Origin of the sequence: Christensenella minuta (assembly GCF_003628755.1) — a bacterium.
Taxonomy (GTDB): Bacteria; Bacillota; Clostridia; order Christensenellales; family Christensenellaceae; genus Christensenella; species Christensenella minuta.
Window position 1 is genome coordinate 2,567,328 of the sequence record NZ_CP029256.1, and the last position, 19,455, is coordinate 2,586,782.

Genomic DNA, 19,455 nt, shown 5'->3' on the forward strand with positions numbered 1-19,455 from the left:
TCAAATATCCGATAATAATAAGGTATATCGAAATTTATTGATTGCCGGAGGCGAAAGTAAGTTGAACTTCACAGAGAATGAAAAAAAATGGCAGGAAAAATGGGCGGAAACGGGTATTTACAAATACGATAAAGACAGTAAGAAACCCAAGCACTACGTATTGGAAATGTTTTCCTATCCCTCGGGCGCAAAGCTGCACGTAGGGCATTGGTATAATTACAGCCTTTCGGATACCTATGCGCGCTTTATGCGTATGAACGGCTATAATGTGTTCCATCCGATGGGGTTTGACGCGTTCGGCCTTCCTGCGGAGAATTACGCGATCAAGACGGGCATCCATCCGCAGGATTCCACCATGCAGAACATTGAGACCATGGAAGAGCAGCTGAAGGCCATCGGCGGTACGTGGGACTGGGACTATGAAGTCAAAACCTGTATGCCCGACTATTATAAATGGACGCAGTGGTGCTTCCTTCAGCTCTATAAGCACGGCCTTGCCTACCGCAAGGCGGCGCCGGTCAACTGGTGCCCGTCGTGCAATACCGTACTCGCGAACGAGCAGGTTGTGGAAGGCTGCTGCGAACGCTGCGGAACGCAGGTCACTAAAAAACACCTGACCCAGTGGTTCTTTAAGATCACGGACTATGCGGAGCAGCTTTTAGAGGGTCTTGGCCGCATCGACTGGCCGGAAAAGACCAAGCTGATGCAGAAAAACTGGATCGGCAAATCCCAGGGCGGCGAAGTGAAATTCGATATCGTGGGCGGCGGGGATTTCACCGTGTTCACAACCCGCGCAGATACGTTGTTCGGCTGCACCTATGTGGTGATCTCGCCCGAACATCCGCTGGTGGAACAGATCACTACCTCCGTCCAGCTTCCGGCCGTGAAGGAATACCAGGAATACGCGGCGCGGGCAAGCGAGATTGACCGCCTGTCAACCACGCGCGAAAAGACGGGCGTATTCACGGGCGCATATGCGGTCAATCCCATCAACGGGCGCAAGGTGCCGATCTGGACGGCGGATTACGTGCTTGCCAGCTATGGCACAGGCTGCGTGATGGCGGTTCCCGCACATGACGAGCGCGATTATGCCTTTGCGGAAAAATATAATCTGCCCATCGAGCGGGTCATCAGATCCAAGGACGGCTCGGACGATGCGCTTCCCTTTACCGAGCACGGCATTCTCGTAAACAGCGGGAAATACGACGGCCTCACCACCGAAGAGGGAAAACAGGCGGTTTTGGGCGCCCTCGCAAAAGAGGACCGCGGCGGCTTTAAGATAAACTACCGCCTGCGCGACTGGCTGGTTTCCCGCCAGCGCTATTGGGGCGCGCCCATCCCGATGGTATACTGCGAAAAGTGCGGGGAGGTCCCCGTGCCGGAGGATCAGCTTCCCGTACAGCTTCCGTATGACGTGGACTTCACGCCGGACGGGACTTCGCCGCTCGCAAAGAACGGGGAATTCGTAAACACCACCTGTCCCGTTTGCGGAGGACCGGCGAAGCGCGACGTGGATACGATGGACACCTTTGTGTGCTCCTCGTGGTATTATCTGCGTTATCCCGACAATAAAGATAAAAAGGAAGCGTGGAACAGGGAGCTTATTGACAGTATGCTGCCCGTGGATAAATATATCGGCGGCGCGGAGCATGCGTGCATGCACCTGCTGTACGCGCGTTTTTTCACCAAGGCCTTTCATGATATGGGCTATGTAGGCTTTGACGAACCGTTCTCGTCCCTCGTGCACCAGGGCGTGATCCTCGGGCCTGACGGCGAGAAGATGAGCAAAAGCCGCGGCAACGTGATCTCACCGGACGAGCTTATCAAAAAGTACGGCTCAGATACCCTGCGTATGTATCTCGCGTTCGGCTTTAATTATGTGGAGGGCGGTCCGTGGAACGACGACGGGATCAAGGCGGTGAGCCGTTTCCTCGAACGTGTTGAGCGCCTTGTGGATGCGGTGGCTCCCATGCAGGGCGGCAGCGGCCAGCTGGATTTCGACGTAAATTACCAGCTCAATTATGCGGTCAAAAACGTAGCGCGGGATATCCCGCAGTTCTCGTTCAACACTGCGGTCGCGCGTATTATGGAACTTGTGAACGCAATGTATAAATATATGGACGGCCAGCCGGACGCGGCCTTTTTAAAGGAAGCTGCGAAAAAGCTGTGCCTGCTCCTCGCACCGTTTGCTCCGCACTTTGCAGAGGAAATGTGGTCGCGCCTCGGCGGGGAATATTCGATCTTCAATCAGGATTTTCCAGTGTGCGACGAAAGCGCGCTTAAGCGCCCGGTCGTAAATATGGCGGTGCAGGTAAACGGCAAGGTGCGTGCGAAATTCGACATTTCCGCGGACGCGGGCAGGGAAGAGATCGAGCGGTATGTGCGCGGCGAGTTTGCAGAGCTGTGGGAAGGCAAGGAGATCGTGAAGTTTATTGTGGTCCCCGGCCGCATCGTCAATATCGTGGTGAAATAATTAAGGAAAAATCCCACATGTGAATAAAGTGCTTGGGAATATTGAAAAGTTTGTTGAAAGTTCTGCAAACGGCGTTCGTGTTCCGGCGGGAAAGCCACCGTGTGGAGAGGCGCGCCGCGCCGGATATTTGTCCTCGCGGAAAAAAGGGATATTGCCGCGAGAAAAGAATAAAAAATGCCTTGTCCTCACGAATTTTTTGTGGTAAAATCATTAATGCTGTAACGAATGGAATTCATATTCCGGAAAACCAAATTTAAGTGGAGCAGTGGCTGAGATGGCTTAAGGCGCACGATTGGAAATCGTGTGAACGTTAATAGCGTTCCGGAGGTTCGAATCCTCTCTGCTCCGCCAAAAAGAAGCTTGCGCCGAAGGTGCAGGCTCTTTTTTGATAAAATGGGAAGGATTCGAACCGAGGGAGGTTCAACAGAGCGGGAGCCATCGGCGAAGCGCGATGTATCCTCTCTGCTCCGCCACATCGCAGTAAACTACGCTGCGCTTCAAAGCCTCGCTTTTAGCGAGGCTTTTGCGTATGCTCCGTTGCTGCTCCTTTTCCCCACGCGACCCGCTTCGCTGAGCTCGCGTGGAGCCCCGTTTTTAGCTGCATCTATTTCGCATCAATGACACAAAAACAGAACCCGGTTTTTAGCCGAGTTCTGTTTTTCTTATGCGGATTGTAGAGCTTTTTTTCATTCTTCAATATTTCTAATATTAGCGGGATGAATCAACTGACAGGATTTGCTTTACATGATATAATCAAATAGTAAATTGATATGACTAGGTGAAGAATGTGGCAAATAGAAAATATAAACTCATTGATTTATTTTGTGGTGCCGGAGGCCTTTCGTTAGGTTTTAGTAATATTTTTGGACATCATTTTGAATCGGTATGGGCAAATGATATGAATCAATATGCGGCAGATACCTATAATGAAAATTATGGAAATAATTGTGTTGTCGGCGACATAGTAGACTTGTTGGCAGATCCACATATAGAAATTCCAAATGCCGATATTGTTATTGGCGGGCCACCATGTCAAGGATTTAGTCTGTTAAATAAAAAAAGAGACGGAGACAAAAGAAGAAGCCTTTGGCGACCATTTATGGAAGTAGTGGAACGTTCGGGAGCGGAAGTGTTCGTAATGGAAAATGTCCCACAATTACTCAACTCAGAAGAACTTGAAGAAATTGAGCAGTATGCTACACGTTTAGGATTTTTTCCATTAGCGAAAGCTAAATTGTGTGCGGCTGATTATGGTGTGCCACAAATCAGATATAGGGCATTTATAATTGGTTGTCGGTCTACAGACCCAAATAGTAATTTCCCTCCATTAAAAACGCACTATAATCCTTCCGATTTGAACTCTACAAAAGGGCTTAATTTGCAGGAAGGATATGTCAAAAATCCACAACCGTGGACAACGGTGAGGGATGCTATTGGAGATTTGCCGGAGCCACGGGGAACCGAGATTAGGAAGGACATAGATCCACCTCTTAATTTGCATTTTGGACGTAATCCTACAAAAATTAGTATGAAACGTTATAAGTCAATCCCTGATGAAGGGATGAATCGATTCGATTTGCAACGGATTGCCCCGGATATAACCCCAAAATGTTGGAAAAACAAAAAATCCGGCGGGACGGATTTATTTGGACGACTATGGTGGGATCGACCATCTGTGACTATACGCACCGAATTTTTCAAACCGGAAAAAGGACGTTATTTACATCCGGTGGAACATCGTCCTATTACGCATCGTGAAGCTGCTAGAATACAATCTTTTCCGGATTCCTTTCGCTTTGTAGGAAGCAAAATAGAAATTGCCAAACAAATTGGTAATGCTGTCCCGCCGTTATTGGGTGCAAAAGTTGCCGAGTGTGTAGAAAAACTTTTGAGGACTAAATCGAATAAGAATGACTGACGTATTTGATCCCATAAAAAGAAGCCAAATAATGGCGCATGTGAGAACAAAAAATACGGCGCCGGAAGTCAAATTAAGAAGTATCTTACACAGGAACGGCTTCAGATTCCGTTTGAACCGCAAAGATCTTCCCGGTAAACCCGATATTGTATTGCCAAAATATAAAGCGGTTATATTCGTTCATGGATGCTTCTGGCATGGACACGCTTGTCCACGTGGACAAAGGCCACAAACAAATATGGAGTTTTGGAACAAAAAAATCAATAAAAATATAGAACGTGACAAATCGGATATAATCAGGCTTAGAGAGCTTGGATGGCGAGCATTAGTAATTTGGGAATGTGAACTTAAAAAACAAAATCAAAATGCTTTAGTGCTACGCTTAAAAAATTTTTTAGCTGGAAAAAATAATGAGAAAGAGAGTGATGATATGGCCCGTCGTTCCCGACCAAACGATATTCCCGAAAAACTCCGTCAATCACTAATAGAGCTACTGACAAATTTTTCAGAGGAATTAAAAAAATCCAATTTGCGATCTAAGGTCGTCGCATTGGTACCTGCATTTCATACCTTGCGAGATTTAGGCAGCTCACTCATTCCTAAGAGTCAAGCTATCTCCGCTCGTGATCGTATTATTTCTTATCTCAAGCAATATCCGAGAACGGTAATTGATGGGGATGAGTTAATGGTCGTTTCGGGGATCAATGAATGGGCTAGAAGGGTCAGAGAATTGCGAGTGCAATTTGGGTGGTGGATATATTCCGGGGTGACATTTAATCAGATGGCTCAAAACTCAGATGATGTAGCTTCATTTAAAGAGATGGGGGTCGATCCTTCTAAAGTCAGGCCGGATCAATATGTACTTATGCGTACTGAACAAGATAGAGATGCAGCACATCGCTGGAATGTGCTTAATGAAATACGCAAAAAGAAAATTGCAGTTAAAGATAAAATTATTGAATACTTGAGGAAAAATGTTGGTGTTCAGGTTACGGGTGAAGAATTGAATTATTTGGCTGGTGATACAAAAGAATGGGCTCGACGTATTAGAGAATTACGTACGGAAGAGGGTTGGCCAATAGTTACTAAAAATACCGGGAGATCGGATTTGCCGGTCGGGGTTTACCTTTTGGAGGAAGATCGTCAGGCATATGAGCATGATAGAAAAATTCCAGATCCTGTACGAGTGGCAGTATTGGAACGTGATCATTTCAAATGCGTGGAATGTGGTTGGGATAGAACTATGATCTCAAGGGAAGACCCACGGAAAATGCTTGAACTTCATCATAAGCAGTATCATAAAAATGGTGGGGATAATACTAAAGAAAATCTTATTACACTGTGCAATGTATGTCATGACGACGTGCATCGACATAGTTGATTTAGTAAAATGCTACTATCAACCACCAAAAACCTTTACTTAATCACGTTTCTTTGCATAGTTCGGTTAGGAACCCCCATGCCACGTCGTAGCAAACTACGCTGCACTTTAAAAGCCTTGCTTTTAGCGAGGATTTTGCGTATACCCCGTTGCTGCTCCTTTTCCCCGCGCGATCTGCTCTGCTGGGCTCGCAGGGCCCCGTTTTTTGCCTGCATCTATTTTGTATGAACGACACAAAAAGAAGCTTGCGCCGAAGGTGCAGGCTCTTTTTTGATAAAATGGGAAGGATTCGAACCGAGGGAGGTTCAACAGAGCGGGAGCCATCGGCGAAGCGCGATGTATCCTCTCTGCTCCGCCGCGCCGCGGCAAGCTCCGCGGTTTCAAGGCCCTCGCTTTGCGAGGGCTTTTTCGTGCTCCGGTAAAAACTTCATTCGCGGTCCCCGTTCCGCTGAAGCAGCCCCCGGGCCGCATCCATGCGGAAATATTGCCCCGTATATGCAAGGGGCGTTTTTTTCCATTCTTTGCGGCTTCTTGAAATGATCTTCTCCAGCGGCCCGATCCCGCCGGTCGCGGAATAGGCCGTAACGCACGCAGCTCCGGTCGCGCAGGCGATGTCTACGGAATCAGCCAGCGAATATCCGCGTATGAGCGCCGCAAGGAAACCTCCGATGCTGGTATCCCCGGCCCCTGTCGCGGACCTCACGTGGTCAATGCGGTAAATGCTGGTGAAAATCTCCCTGCCAGCCCATTGCCCGGGTTCCGCGGGCATGCCCCGTCCCATACCGGCAAGGGCCTCGGCGCCCTGCGTGGCGGCGTAATATCCCCGGGTCCCGCATTTGATAACGACGATCTTCGCGCCCATATCCAAGAGCTTTTTCCCGAGGCGGGGCAGGTAGTCGATATCGAGATTTTTCAAAATATCTCCATCCATTGCCTTCAGGCGGCAAAATTCATCATGGTCGAACATAAACAGCGCCTCTTCGATGCTGGGCATAAAAATGTCAGTAAAGGGCAGGACGTTGCCAAAAAGCCCCTCCCAGTCGGCATTGATGCCGTTTGCATCCTCATCCGGGTAAGAGGTGTCAATGGAGGTCGTGACCCCAAGCTCCTTTCCTTTCCGCAGGATATTCCGCAGCTCGGCCCCCTTGTTTTGCGCAAGCTTTTTCATACAGGTCGGGTAGCCGATGTGCAGGATTTTAGCCTGCCGCACCAGATCGAAATCGATATCATCCGCCCCAAAAGTGTGGTTTGCCGCCGGATTGTGCAGGAACATGCGGTCAAATCCGGGCGGCGCGAGCACAACGCTGTAGGAAGTAAGTTCGCCCCGGCCGGCGGAGAGATATTGCGCCTGCCCAACCTGTTCCTCCAACAACCTTTTGACAACGTCCCCCGGGATGTCGTCCCCGATCCTGCCTATCAGCGCGGTCCTGATGCCGAGCTTCGTGAGGGCGATGCCGGTGTTTGCCACGCTTCCCCCGGTCGAAAGAACCAGCTCATCCGTTTCGAGCAGCTTCCCGGGCTGGAACACCTTGTCGGCCCGGGCGAATTTAGAAGGTAAAACGGGGGTGATATCGAGGCAGATATGACCCGCGCATATAATATCGCACATCGTTCAGTCCTCCAGGATCGGTTTGGCATGTTCTAAAAGATATTCCTCCGCCTCCCTGCACCACAGCATGTTGCTTTGAGCGCAGATATCCCGCAGGTCCGCAAAAAACGGATCGGACTTGCCTTTTTCGGCGAACTCGTCGATCGCCGTGAGCGGCAGGTCGGCGTTGCAGTAGATCAGCTTTTTTGCACCGGGAATGCGGGGGAGGCTTTTCGTAGTCTCCGCGGCGCAATTGAGCCCGCCAATGTGGGAGATCAAAACGGATACGTCGATCTCTCCGGCCTCGATCAGCCGCAAAGCCTCCCGCATATCGTCGATATCCCCGCCGGATGTGCCGATGATATGCTTATAGTTGTAATGAACGTCGTAAAAATTGATGGATGCGTAAAAATCCTTCCGGGTCGGGCCCGCGAAGAAATTGATGCAGGTATCAATCCCCGAAAGGGAGTCGGCCTGCTCGATCACGCCGGGGACCGGGGCCATGACCAGGATATCGTCGAATTGGTTCCGGCCCGCGCCCAGAAAGCCCGGAAGGTCCCCGATCCCGTTCGTATTCAGTATTTCAAGTTTCACTCCGTTTTTGCCCTTTAACAGGGCCTGGGCCCGGGCGACGCGCTTTTCGTCGATGTCCGTTAAAACGATCCGCGCAGGTCGGTTATCCAAAGCCATGGCGGCTTCCGCCGCACCGAGGCCCATCGGTCCGCATCCGGCAAGAATCGCCATGCTCCCTCCGGGACGGAGGCCCATCATGTGGTCCTTGTTGTTGGGCGCAAGGTGAAAAGAAGAACGCAGCGCCGAAATCAGGCAGGAAATCGGCTCCGCCATGGATGCCTTGAAGTAAGCGTCCCCGTCAAACGGCAAGAGATACCCGCCGTCGATCACCTCGGAAGGGACGATGATGTTGGTCGCGTTGCCGCCGTAGGTCGTATAGCAATATCCGGGCGATTTGATCTCATCGCCGAAAAACATTTTTGCCTGCACCGCAAATATGTCCCCGGGCTTGTAATCCTTTTTTACCTTGCACCCCACCCGCAGGATGCGCGCGCACAGCTCGTGCCCCATAATGATAGGATTCCTGCCAATATCGTCCGGGATGCACCGGTGGCCGCTGCCTTGGAGCATCGCCTTGTAGCTGGACATACATAAACTGTCCGTCATGACCTGCGCGAGTATTTCATCGTCCTGGATATCCCTGAGCTCAAATTCTTCAAAACGCAAATCTTCTTTTCCGTATAACCGGACTGCTTTTATCTTCATCCGTTACTCCTTTTCAAAAGCCATAGGCTGTGCGTGCAATGATCTCGTCCTGCAGGGACGCGTCGAGGTTCACGAAATATTCGCAGTAACCGCCGACCCTTACGATCAGATTTTGATATTTCTCCGGCTCCAGTTTCGCCTGCCTGAGCGCCTGTGCGTCGACAAGGTAAGCCTGCAGCTGCGGGCCGCCGTCCATGATGTAGGCCTGCAAAAGCGCCTTCAGCGCACGGGTCCCGGCTTCGTTTTTGATAATTTCCGGGCTGATCTTCAGGTTCAGGGCATACCCGCCCGTAACCTCCCCGTGGTCAAGCTTGAGGACGGAGTTGAGCAGGTTGGTCGGCCCGCTTGTGTCCTTCCCCTGAGACGGCCCCATGCTGTCGCTGAGCGGTTCGCCCCTCCGCCTGCCGTTCGCGGTCGCCCCGGTGATCTCCCCGTGGTAGATATGGAAAAAGTAACCGAACAGCGTGCTGACGTATTTATCCCTTGCATGCGGCGCGTTCAGCCGCAGGGCAGTACCGCACATCTTAGAGAGGATGGCCCGGGCGACGGCGTCCACATCATCCTGGTCGTTGCCGTAATGGGGCGTCCTGTTTTCAAGGAACAGCCGTATTTCCTCGTTTCCGGCGAAGTTGCTTTGTAAAATTTCCGCCATCTGGCCGATGGAAAACCGTCCGTCCTCATACACATGCTTTTTGACGGAAGCCATTGCGTCCGCCGCGGTGCCCAGCCCGTAGGCGTAAAAGGACCAATGGGGCCCAAGCTCGCTGCCGCCCTGGAACATATCGCAGCCCTTCTCGAGGCAGCCGTCTATCATCAGCGAGGCCAGCGGGTCAAAGCAGCGGCCGGGGATCTGCGCGATTTTGCTGTCGGCCTCGGCCTTGTCCGCCAATACGGCCTTTTCCAGCACGCTGCAGTACTCCCGGAAAAAGGAATCATAACTGCTAAGCTCCGTTTCCCCGGCGCGGTATCCTGAGAACACGTCCTCGAACAGCATGGGGAAGGCGATGGGGTCGGTCACGCCCCAGTTCGGCTGTTTGCCGGGAATCATGATCTCCACACATCCCATATTGTAATAATCGTTGGCATATTGGTCGCCGTAACCGAGTTTTTTCAGGTTGGCGGTCCACACGGCGTCGTTTAGAAGCATAGGCTGCCCGCTGCCCGCCTTGATGGATTCGATCGCCATGTCGTAAAGCCAATCCGGGTTTTTGCTGCTAAAGCGCAGACCGATGTTGGGGTAAGGCAGCCGCATTTCACGCGTCACCTCGAGGCAGAGCGCCGTCAGGCCGTTTGCGGCGTCCGCGCCGTCCGGCGTGATGCCGCCCAGCGTCATGCTCTGCACGGTCCGCATTTTGGGCTCGTTGACCTTCAGCCAGAGGCAGCATAACAGTTCCTTTGCTTCGTTTTTGCTGATAACGCCGCTTGAAATATCGCGTTCGTAATATTCCCGCATATATTGGTCGAACCGTCCGAACGACAGGGCGGAGCTCCAACAAAAACTGGCCATGATGTGCAGCAGCCAGGTAAACTGGACGGCCTCGCGGAAGGAACGTGCCGGACGCAGCGTGATCGCCTCGCATATGTCCGCCATTTCCCCGAGCTCCCGCTTCCTGGAGGCGTCCTCGTGCCTGCTGCATTCCCGCAGCTTGGCAGCGTAACGTCCTATGAAACGGCTGGCGGCCTGCGCTACGGTTTTTGCGCAGAGGTAATATTCCCGCTGCTCCCCGCTGAGCGCTTCCCGGCGCAGCCGCCCGTCGATCGCGTCCAGCAACGGGCCGAGGCCCTGGCGGATGATACGGCCGTAATTCAGGCTGAGGTGGTTGGCGGCAAACCAAGGCAGGGAATCGATCTCCCGCCGGACGTCTTCGCCATAATCGATCTTGAACCCGCGTTCCAGCTCGCGGCCGATCTCATATTTCTCGATGTCTTCGTCCCGGAATTCCTCCTGCATATCCGCAATCAGCTTTTGCAGGTCCTCGAAGGTGATGCTGCCATCGTGGTAAACGCGGCCCATTAGCGTCCAGCGGCTTTTCTTGGTGGTAAATTCTTCCTCGAAGGTCTTGACCCGGCCCCTGTCTCCGCACGGCTGTTGTCCCGCCTGCTTTTTTGCCGACAGATAATCGCTTACAATGCGGATGGCCTTGCCGCGCTGCTCCGGATAGGGAATGTCCTCCCCGGCGACGGGGCACAGGCCGGTCATACTTCCCGCAATGAGTTCGTAAGGCAATACGGCCAGCGGGGCATTGTCAAGGATGTATGCCTGCGCTTTGGCGCGCCGCATCTGGATGCTTTCGCCGCGGGTCCCGGCGAGGGAACAAAAAGCCAGCTCGTAAAAGAAGGTCTTCCTTACGCCCGCGTGGTTCAGCGCCTCAATGTTTTTTTTCATGGCTTCGATTCGTTCATTCATAAGCTCCGCTCCATTCCTTTCCGCCGAACGCAAGGATCCTGTTTCTCCAGGAATCGACGGTCTCACGCTTTGGCGTTGAAAATTCGGGCATAACGGTATTGAGCCGCCGTGCCTTACTAAGGCCCATATTATGATAGGGCATGAGTTCAAATCCCAGTATGTTCTTATGGCCCGCCGTCAGGGCGGCGATCGCCCGGAAATGGGTGTCGTTGTCATTGAGCTGCGGGATGATGGGGCAGCGCAGCACAATTTTTGCCCCGGCCTCGTCAAGCTTCTGTATCGTTTCTCTTACGGGCCTGCCGGAGACTCCTGTGTGCCGCAGATGCAGCGCTTCGTCCGTCAGCTTGTAGTCCACAAGGAATAGGTCGGTATAGGGGATCAATCCGAAGTAGCCGGAAAAAGGAGCGCTTCCGTTCGTTTCTATGGCCACGCCGATCTTTTCCCGCGCCGCCAGCTTTGCGGTGGCAAGGGTAAACGGAAGCTGGCACATCGGCTCTCCGCCGGAAATGGTCAGCCCGCCGCCCGAGGCCTTGTAATAGCGCATATCCCGCAGGGTCTGGGCGACGATCCCGGCAGGGGTGGTTTCGGTCCCGGAAAGCACGAGGGCGCCGGATATGCAGGCGGGGACGCAGCGTCCGCAGCCGACGCACAGGCTCCGGTCAAAAACATGTATCCCGTCCCGGACGAGATGGGCGTGCTGCGGGCAGGCCTCCGCGCATGCGCCGCACAGGCTGCATTTCGCTTCCTGAAACATAATCTCCCGTCCCCCGTGCAGGCTTTCCGGGTTGTGGCACCATGTACAGCTCATGTTGCAGCCCTTGAGGAAAACGGTTGTGCGGATACCGGGTCCGTCGTCGACGGAAAACCGCTGGATACCGAAAATCATTCCATGCAAATTTTCGTTGTTCAAATGACGATCACCTCGGTCTTATCGCTGATCCCGTCGAGCGTTTTTCCGCCGATCCCTCCGTCCGTGATCCATAGGTCAATATCTTCCCAACCGGCAAACCGGATCATCGCGTCCTGCCGCTCCTTGCTCGAATCGGCAAGCAAAACGGTTTTGTTCGCGGCGGCGATCATTGCCTTTTTCACTTCGCTCTCCCCGAAATTTTCCACACAGGGGCCGGAGCGGCCGTAAAACCCGCTCGTGCCGAGGAAGGCGGTATTTGCCCTGATCTCTCCAAGCGCCTGCAGCGCCCAGTGTCCTGTCGAAGCATTGCTCGTAGGCTGCACTGCCCCGCCGAGCAGATACACCCTGCTGTCCGCAGGGGAAAGCGTCTGCGCGGCATACAGGGAATTGGTAAAGACGGTAAGGCGTTTTTTGTTAAGCAGCAGCCGGGCAAGCGCGGCCACCGTGCTGCCGGAATCCAGTATAACGATGTCGCCGTCGCAAACGAAGTCAAGCGCCCTGCCCGCGATCCGGGCCTTCTCCGCTTGGTGCTCGATGGATTTCTGCCCGAAACTCTGCTCGTTCCATTCCGTACAGACGACCGCGCCGCCATAGCCCTTTTTGGCGATACCGCTTTTTTGCAGATATAAAAGGTCCTTGCGGATCGTCTCGACGGATACGCCGTATTCCCGCGCGAGGGCCTGGGTGCTGATCTGCCCGTCCTGCATCAATGATTTTGCGATTTCGTCTCTCCGGTTTAAAGCTGTTTTTTTCATAATACAATAAATTCCAATCGAAAAAAGTGTATTTTATTTGATTTGTCACCTATAGTATACCACTATTCCAATAAAATGGAACCGAAATTTTGCAAAAGCGGAAATTTATTTTTGTACGGGGAAGGGACGCGGCCTGCCTTTTTTCTGATAATTGTCAAAAAAAAAAGAAAAAATCAGAAGAATGAGACCGGTTTTGAGACCGGCGGCCCTTAAAATAAACAATATAAGAAAGGTATTATATTATGTTGGAAGCAGCACAGAAAAGAATTCGGATTTGTATAGACCGATGGGACCGCAGCAGGCTGGAAGGAAGGGCGTATCATCCCATCCTGCGGCAGGAGGCACATTTTTCAGATGTCAATCAGCTGTGCACCAACCTGGAAAAGGTGTTCGATGCAGTCAAATATCCCGCGGCCGCGACGCAATGCCGTGTATTCGGAAAGAAATCGGAAGATGCGGGAAAAAACGGAGTGAAACAGGCTATGACACAGGAAAAGACAGCAAATACGACATGTGCGGCAGGAAAAAAAGCGACGTTCATCGTGCAGGTGATGTACCGGCAGAACGCAACCTGGCAGGGACAGGTCGTGTGGTCGGAAAAGAATGAAACCAGGCAGTTCAGGAGCGCGCTCGAGCTGATTAAGCTGATCGACAGCGCGGCGGAAGAAAGTGGCCTCTGATAGGAAGCAAGATAGCTGGAAGGAGTTAGCAATGAAGGTAAGAAAATATAAAGTGAATCTGAAAAAGATGCTGGTCATCGCACTGGTGGTCGCATTTTTCGTTTCGGCGCTTAATATCTCGGCATTTGCAATGGATGGCGAGCAGGGGACAGGCGCTGCCGATTCGGCGGCAAATACGGAACTGAACGTAGAGCCGTCCGCTTCGGCAAGCGCGGAGCCGTCCGCTTCGGCAAGCGCGGAGCCGTCCGCTTCGGCAAGCGCGGAACCGTCCGCTTCGGCAAGCGCGGAACCATCCGCTTCGGCAAGCGCGGAACCATCCGCTTCGGCAAGCGCGGAACCATCCGCTTCGGCAAGCGCGGAACCGTCCGCGGAACAGACAAAAACGCAGGATGTTATCCAAGAAGAAGTACCGGCGGCGATGAGCCTGCTGGGAAGGGGAGGGCCCTTGAACCGGAATTATACGGTAACCTATGATTCAAACGGATACTTTACCGCGCCCAGCGATTCCAGGACCTATGCGCCGGGCGCTAAAGTGACTGTGCTGGACGGCGACAAGGCTGCGCACGACCAAAGCGGCAAGCATACTTTTCTTGGCTGGAGTACGAGTAAGAATGACAAAATAGTCAATACATCCGAGCAATACCGGCGGTTGGTCGCGTCGGGCCGGTTCTATACGGGCGGCGAAACCTACATTATGGGAAACGGCAATGTGACCTTCTATGCGGTATTCGGGTCAGCCACGCCCTCTCCCTCGGAACTCTTTTACTTCCGTAACGATACCGAGGCGGATGCCGGCGTAACCGTGTACTACAGCAAAAATGGAGAAAGCCTGCAAACGATAGGGAGCGGCGAGCGGATCGGTTTCACCAAAAGCGAAATCAGCGGCATCATGTTTTTTGTCAGGATAGACGAAGGGCATACGTATCAGGGAATTTCGTATACGGCAGGCCAGCAGGCAGAAATCAACGTAGATATTGATAAAGCGCCCAAATCGCTGGGCGGTTACAATTTTTCAAATGCGATTGCAAGCGCAAAGGCGCAGGGCTGCTTCCGTGAATTCCATTATTCTGCATTCTGGGCAGCGCATCAGGGCGAGGGCGGCGTACGTGCCTTTAAGGTTCTGACAAATGAAAAACCAGTCGAGCTGACCAGCATCACCTATTATGCGAACGATACTTCGGGTCGGTCCACCGGACAGTCGGTTGTACAAAATAAGGCTGCGACACTTTTGGGCAGCGGGACCTTTACGCGGACCGGATACACGCTCGCAGGGTGGAACACAAGGGCGGACGGCAAGGGAGTCTCCTACAGCCTCGGCGGGACCTATCAGGTGGGAACCAGTGCGGTTAAATTGTATGCGGTGTGGCAGATACAGACTTATACGGTGACGTTTGAAGCGGGAGAGGGCGGAAGTCTCGCGCAGGGAATGCAGACGGTATTCACGGATATCAAGTACAATACTCCGTGGAATCAGGCGGTTACAGAACCGGCGCCTGTTCCGGACGAAGAATATTATTTTGCGGGATGGACTCCGTCACTGCCTTCCGCTGTAACAAAAACCGCGGTCTATACCGCGCAGTTTGCAGAAAAAACGGAAATTACGTTGACGGCAAACAGTGACGACAGCAAAACCTATAATGGCTCCCGTCAGACAGTCAGCGGATATTCCGGCGTGCCGGAAGGCCTTACCGTCACAGGCGTCGAGGCGCAGGGAAGCGGCACGGATGCCGGAACCTACACCGTGGCGTTCACGCAGAAAAATGCGGTCGTCAAAGACGCGAACGGCAGGGACGTGACCGATCAATATAAGATTACGTATGTTACGGGCACGCTGGCCATCGGCAAAGCAGGCCTGACAATCACGGCAAACGACGCTTACCGGGAATACGGGAAGGAAAATCCGGCGTTCAGCTTCACCCAGTCCGGCCTTAAGGGTACGGATACGGTAGAGGGCGTCGGCCTTGCGGTGACGCTCGACTGCGCGGCAGGCGCGGCCTCGCCGGTCGGCCCGTACGATATCGTGCCCTCGGGCGCGGCGGCAACAAAGAATTATAATGTAAGCTATGCAAACGGCACGCTGACCATAACGTACAGCACGGCGCTCACGCTGGATGCGGAAGCATACAGTGGAACATATGACGGTATCAGCCACGGCGGGATCACAAAAGCAGCGCCTTCCGTGGAAAACGCAGCCATTACCTACAGCATCGACGGCGAGAACTATTCGCCCGCTATGCCGCAGTTTACGAACGCGGGAGATTATCCCGTCTATGTCAGGGCAGAGGCTCCGAATTATAACCCGGCGGTAGCGCGGGTAACCGTGGCCGTCAAAAAGGCGGACCTTACGGTCACGGCGGAAGATATGGCGAAAGTATACGGACAGGAAAATCCGCAGTTTACCGTCTCCTATAGCGGGCTGGTGAACGGCGAGAGCGGAGCGGTGCTTTTGGGCACGCTCGCGTTCGATTGCGCAGCGGATACGCTGTCCCCGGTTGACAGCTATGCGGTCACCCCCGGCGGCCTTACTTCCGATAATTACGAGATCAGCTTTGCGGAAGGCGTCCTTACGGTAACGCCGAAGCCCGTCACCGTTACGGCGGAGAACAAGACGAAAACGGCGGGAGACGCCGATCCGGCTCTGACGGCAGTAGTGAGCGGCCTTGTCGGCAGCGATACGCTCCAGTATACGCTGGGCCGCGACGCGGGCGAAGCGGCGGGGACATACGCCATCCGCGTTGCGCCGGGCAGTAACCCGAACTATAGCGTAAAGACGGTGGATGCGGTGTTGACCATTACGGCGGCTCCGGCCGATCCCACACCGGCAGCCCCGACGCCTCCGGAAACGCCCACAACGCCCACAGCGCCCGCAGCGCCCGCAGCGCCGGGTACGCCCGCAGCGTCAGGAACGACAGGCGGTACGCCGCCTGCGGCGGAAGATACGGTCACGGTGCCGGACAACCAGACGCCGCTTGCGGGCAGTGAGGACGGCAACAACGGAGACGGCGGCAGTGCGGAGCAGGAGCCAGTTACCATCGACGACAACCAGACGCCTCTCGCGGGCGGGATCGGGCAGGCGTCATGGGCGCTCTTGAATCTGCTGCTCGCGATTGCGACAGGGATCATCATGATCGTGCTGCTTGCGGGCTACTTCATCGGCAGGAAGAAGAACGAGGCCGAAGAGGGCGAAGGAGCGCAGCTCCATACGGCGCGCGGTGAAGAGGGCGAAGAGCAAGGCAAGCTGAAGCGCAAAGGGATCGTAAGGCTGCTGAGCATCATCCCGGCGGTGGCTGCTATCATTGCCTTTATCCTGACGGAAAACATCTGGAATCCAATGGTGTGGACGGACAAATGGACGCTGCTGATGGCGGTAATCGCAGTTGTGCAGGTCGTGGTGGCGGTCTTCACGAAAAAGAGCCGCAAGGATAAGGAAGATGAAGAACCGGAAGGCGGAATTCGTGCGGAGCGTGTGTAAACAGAGAAACTGACAGAGAAAAATAAAACAGGGGCTGTCCGGATAAAACCGGTACAGCCCTTTTTTTAGCCGCCTCGGTTCTCCCGGCATACGGGACGGGGAGGCCGGCGGCAAAGCGGCCCCGCTGCGGTTGACAGGGACGCTTTGGGCCTGCGCCCGCTCCATACCGTCCGGTATTGCTTCCGGGCCTTTGGCTGGTTAAAAACAGCTGGGGAAAGCGGTTTTTGACCGGCCTGCCTGCCGGAGAGAAAATGCAAAAATCAATGGAATAAGACTACAAATGGCTGCAAACTGTGATATAATATCTCTTTGTGGAGGGAATATCATGGAATGTAAGAAATGCGGCACAGTGATGTATGCAAGAATATCAAAACAAGCTTCTAACGCAACGCAGGTCTATATATGCCCCAAATGCCACGCCATCGTGTATGTTTGGCCGGACGGAGAAGTAAAGGAAGAAAAGAGCGGCCGCGCATAAGGAGCCGGGAGATGCCGCCGTACTCCTTTATGAACAATATGCTTGCCGTAAAATAATTGCTCCTGCGATATGAAATCTACCGGACGGGCTGGACCGGTGGATTTTTTATTGGATCATGGCCCGTTTGCAGTTTTTTATGGCTGCTCCTTTTTGGCCATAAAAAATACGGATCAGGTAAAGTATGGTATAATGATAGAAATAACGGAAGGGTAGGCGGCATGAAAAAATTTGCAAAATTTTGGATTCTCGTCCTTTGCATTATGCTTGTCGTAATCAGCCTGTCTGCGGTAAAGCTGGTGTCGGACATCGGCAATTACGGGCGTTTGATTAATTATGTCGGCATTGTGCGCGGGGCTTCGCAGCGGGAAGTCAAACTGGAAACGAACCATATGCCCAGCGACGAACTGATCGAATATATCGACGGGATATTGGCCGAGCTTGAGACGGGGAAGGGACGGTACGGCCTTGTGATCCCGCAGGATACGGCCTACCGGAAATACCTCTCGGCCCTTTCCGGCCAGTGGAACATCGTCAAGGACGAAATAGGGAATGTAAGGAATGGAGGAAATACCGCCGCGCTTATTGACGAAAGCGAGGAGCTGTTCCAGATTGCCAACGATACCGTATTTGCGATCGAGGATTATTCCGGCCGGCAGACTGCGGACCTGTCCGGGCTGATTTTAGTGCTGACGATCGCCTGTATCGCCGCCTGTACGGTTGTGGTCGTGGTGTACGTCAAAAAGATGCTGGCGCTCAAGCGCAAGAACGAGACGCTGGAAAACCTGGCGTTCCGGGACGAGCTCACGGGCGCGTATATCATGGAAAAATTCAAACAGGAAGCGGCGGGGATCATGGAGCGTAATCCGGGCGAAAAGTTTGCCGTTGTTTATATTGATTTTGAAAATTTCAAATATGTCAACGACGTTTTTGGCTATGAGTACGGCGACGATATCCTGCGGTCCTATGCCGGGTTGGCGATGGGCGGCCTCCGGGAAAACGAAGTGTTTGGCAGAAACGCGGCAGACCAGTTTGCCGCCTTGTACCGCTATGGGGAAAAGGACGACCTCATCCGCCGGCAGGAGCGGATCGCCCACGTCCTGACCGAGCAGACAACCGCGCTCAAAAATAAATATATGATTACCCTGGTATACGGAATCTGCTGCGTGGAGGACGTCGGGGACATGCGCGATATGGCGACCCTGCTGGACCGGGCGAATTTTGCGCAGAAAACAGTTAAAAACTCCTCGGGCGGAAGGCATTATGCGTTTTATAACGAGAGCATCCGGGAGAAGATGATCAAGGAAGTAACCATCAAAAGCAGGATGCAGGATGCGCTCCAAAAAAACGAATTCCTGGTGTACCTGCAGCCAAAGGTGGGCCTCAAAAGCGGCCGGGTCGAGCGTGCGGAGGCGCTTGTGCGCTGGGATATGCCCGGCAGGGGAGTCCTGCCGCCAAATGCGTTTATCCCTATTTTCGAGCAGCACCAGATGATCGGCGCACTCGACCAGTATGTGTTTGAAAAAATTTGTATCTGGCTGCACGACCGCATTGCGGCCGGCCTTAAAGTGCTTCCCATCTCGGTAAACGTCTCCCGTATCCAGTTTTACAACTCGGATTTTGTGTCCACCTATGCAAAAATCAAGGACCGCTATAAAATCCCGGACGGCCTGATGGAAATTGAATTCACGGAATCGGTCGCCTTTGAAAACCAGGATTATATGATACAGAATGTAGAGCATATGCGCAGGCACGGCTTCCTTTGCTCGCTGGATGATTTTGGAACGGGCTATTCCTCCCTTGGAATATTAAAGGACCTGTCGATTGACGTCCTGAAGCTGGATGCGGTTTTCTTCCGGGCCAAATCGGAAAAGAGCCGGACCTACACCGTGCTCAAGGGAATTATATCGATCGCGCGTGCCCTGCAGATCAAAACGGTCGCCGAGGGCGTGGAATACAAGGAGCAGGTGGATTTCCTGCGGAAGGAAGGGTGCGATTGCGTCCAGGGTTTTTATTTTTACCGCCCCATGCCCATCGCGGAGTTTGAAGCGCTGATCGCCGGACAGGGATCCCCTCCGCAATGACGTGCCGTGCCGCAAGCGGCAAATAAAAAATTCC

Annotated in this window: 12 protein-coding genes and 1 tRNA gene; 8 read left to right on the forward strand and 5 right to left on the reverse strand. The window is 53.3% G+C overall.

Annotated elements, in window-relative coordinates; translation table 11 throughout:
• Window positions 1-61: 61 nt before the first annotated feature.
• The 4 genes from leuS (at window position 62) to vsr (ending at window position 5,772) form a co-directional block, all read left to right on the forward strand.
• A complete protein-coding gene (gene leuS, locus B1H56_RS12280) occupies window positions 62-2,473 on the forward strand; it encodes a leucine--tRNA ligase (RefSeq protein ID WP_066520961.1) in 2,412 nt (803 codons plus the stop codon).
• A 259-nt stretch (window positions 2,474-2,732) separates the two neighbouring features.
• Window positions 2,733-2,824, forward strand: a tRNA-Ser gene (locus B1H56_RS12290).
• 436 nt (window positions 2,825-3,260) lie between these two features.
• Window positions 3,261-4,391 (forward strand): DNA cytosine methyltransferase, encoded by a 1,131-nt coding sequence (locus B1H56_RS12295; protein ID WP_197502982.1) that lies wholly within the window; start codon window positions 3,261-3,263, stop codon window positions 4,389-4,391.
• A complete protein-coding gene (gene vsr, locus B1H56_RS12305; protein WP_082771082.1) occupies window positions 4,384-5,772 on the forward strand; it encodes a DNA mismatch endonuclease Vsr in 1,389 nt (462 codons plus the stop codon). The genes B1H56_RS12295 and vsr overlap by 8 nt, the downstream gene beginning before the upstream one ends.
• A 427-nt stretch (window positions 5,773-6,199) precedes the next feature.
• Here the strand turns inward: vsr and B1H56_RS12315 are convergent, their stop codons facing one another.
• The 5 genes from B1H56_RS12315 to B1H56_RS12335 are packed head-to-tail and all read right to left on the reverse strand — an operon-like array spanning window position 6,200 to window position 12,710.
• Complete coding sequence (locus B1H56_RS12315; protein WP_066520970.1) at window positions 6,200-7,381, reverse strand: carbohydrate kinase family protein; 1,182 nt, start codon at window positions 7,379-7,381, stop codon at window positions 6,200-6,202.
• 3 nt (window positions 7,382-7,384) lie between these two features.
• Entirely contained in the window at window positions 7,385-8,638 is a 1,254-nt protein-coding gene (locus B1H56_RS12320) for an MDR/zinc-dependent alcohol dehydrogenase-like family protein (protein ID WP_066520971.1), read from the reverse strand.
• A gap of 13 nt (window positions 8,639-8,651) precedes the next feature.
• Window positions 8,652-11,045 (reverse strand): pyruvate formate lyase family protein, encoded by a 2,394-nt coding sequence (locus B1H56_RS12325; RefSeq protein WP_066520975.1) that lies wholly within the window; start codon window positions 11,043-11,045, stop codon window positions 8,652-8,654.
• Complete coding sequence (locus B1H56_RS12330; RefSeq protein ID WP_066739817.1) at window positions 11,038-11,955, reverse strand: glycyl-radical enzyme activating protein; 918 nt, start codon at window positions 11,953-11,955, stop codon at window positions 11,038-11,040. The genes B1H56_RS12325 and B1H56_RS12330 overlap by 8 nt, the downstream gene beginning before the upstream one ends.
• A complete protein-coding gene (locus B1H56_RS12335) occupies window positions 11,952-12,710 on the reverse strand; it encodes a DeoR/GlpR family DNA-binding transcription regulator (protein ID WP_066520982.1) in 759 nt (252 codons plus the stop codon). The genes B1H56_RS12330 and B1H56_RS12335 overlap by 4 nt, the downstream gene beginning before the upstream one ends.
• A gap of 242 nt (window positions 12,711-12,952) precedes the next feature.
• Here B1H56_RS12335 and B1H56_RS14890 point away from each other — a divergent pair, with 242 nt between their 5' ends.
• The 4 genes from B1H56_RS14890 to B1H56_RS12350 all read left to right on the forward strand — a co-directional run bounded on the left by B1H56_RS14890 (window position 12,953) and on the right by B1H56_RS12350 (window position 19,421).
• Complete coding sequence (locus tag B1H56_RS14890) at window positions 12,953-13,390, forward strand: hypothetical protein (protein ID WP_242862013.1); 438 nt, start codon at window positions 12,953-12,955, stop codon at window positions 13,388-13,390.
• A gap of 31 nt (window positions 13,391-13,421) precedes the next feature.
• The gene (locus B1H56_RS12345; RefSeq protein ID WP_066651166.1) at window positions 13,422-16,862 is read left to right on the forward strand and encodes an MBG domain-containing protein; all 3,441 of its coding nucleotides are present in this window, start codon (window positions 13,422-13,424) and stop codon (window positions 16,860-16,862) included.
• Between the two features lie 325 nt (window positions 16,863-17,187).
• Window positions 17,188-17,340: a hypothetical protein gene (locus B1H56_RS14665; protein ID WP_156468703.1), complete on the forward strand. Its 153-nt coding sequence runs from the start codon at window positions 17,188-17,190 to the stop codon at window positions 17,338-17,340.
• A gap of 218 nt (window positions 17,341-17,558) precedes the next feature.
• Window positions 17,559-19,421: a putative bifunctional diguanylate cyclase/phosphodiesterase gene (locus B1H56_RS12350; protein ID WP_066520986.1), complete on the forward strand. Its 1,863-nt coding sequence runs from the start codon at window positions 17,559-17,561 to the stop codon at window positions 19,419-19,421.
• Window positions 19,422-19,455: the final 34 nt, after the last annotated feature.